This is a genomic window from Oleiphilus sp. HI0067, assembly GCF_001635735.1.
Genome location: NZ_LWFI01001243.1, coordinates 1 through 1,185, shown reverse-complemented (window position 1 = coordinate 1,185; position 1,185 = coordinate 1). Strand labels below are relative to the sequence as shown.

The window sequence follows — 1,185 nt, the reverse complement described above, 5'->3', positions numbered from 1 at the left end:
ATCAGTTTATTTGCCATTATCAACGGGGTTCTCACCCAAATTATTATGGCATCGCGCGTACTTTACGGCATGGCGAATCAACAACGTGTACCACAAGTATTTGGCCTCATTTCTGAGAAAACCAAAACACCTTGGTTCGCGACATTCGCCGTAACTGGGGTAGTTTTAATGTTTGCCCTCGCGCTACCGCTCGTCACACTTGCTTCTTACAGAAGCTTTATTGTGCTGTGTGTTTTTACTCTCGTGAACGCATCTTTGGTTGTACTCAGACGAAACAAAATGACGAAAGACTTCACGTTAAAAACACCCGCTTACCCTTTGTTAGGAACCATTATCTGCATCGCCTTGCTCATCTTTAAAATCGCATATTAACGCTAGTTTGACGCACGATACTTAGGTAAGCTGACGCAAAACAAATTCCTTAGCTGTCAGCCCTCCTATGAAATTAACCACTACCCTCACGTGCCGAGATCATACATCGTTATTGATCAGTGAATTTAGCCCTGAAAATCCCCCACTCGGCACCATCGTTATTGCAAGTGCCTTCGGTGTAAACCAAAGTTTTTATTGGCCAATGGCCGAGTTCTTTGTCAAACAAGGCTATAAAGTGCTTTGCTTTGATTATCGAGGAACGGGCGATAACGAATCGCTAACGCGAGAAGACTTTGAGCTGAGTGAGTGGGGAACACAAGACATAGAAGGCGTGCTGCGTTATGCCATATCAAAGACCGATCAGGTGTATTTCATTGGCCATAGTATTGGCGGACAACTACTCGCCTTAGCCCCTTCGAGCGAGCAGCTTAAAAGTGCAGTATTTGTTGCCGCGAGCGCGCCCTACTGGAAGCGATGGCCACGCCTTGCGGATGGACTAAAAATTCGCGTCAATATTGGTTTTATCCTACCCATCGTAAGCAGAATTTATTCGCCATTCCCTGCTGACAAATTCGGGCTAGGCAATCAAAACCTGCCTTCAAAAGCCGTACAACAGTGGGCTAAATGGATGAGTAAACCAAACTATTTGCTGGATCCGAGTTTCGGGCTTGATTGCTCTCGTTTTTATTCAATGCAAATACCTATTTTGTCTTACGCATTCTCTGACGATGCGCTCGCGCCGAAAGAAAACATTAACCATCTTTTGCGTCAGTTCCACGAAGCTGATTGCGAACTAAAACTAGTTAAACCCAA

2 protein-coding genes are annotated in these 1,185 nt (G+C 45.0%); both read left to right on the top strand.

What is annotated here, in order from left to right:
- Positions 1–372 (top strand): amino acid permease (locus A3739_RS18795; RefSeq protein ID WP_197472439.1); only part of this gene is annotated, 372 nt, incomplete at its 5' end.
- A gap of 67 nt (positions 373–439) precedes the next feature.
- Positions 440–1,185 (top strand): alpha/beta fold hydrolase (locus tag A3739_RS18790; RefSeq protein WP_068502411.1); only part of this gene is annotated, 746 nt, incomplete at its 3' end.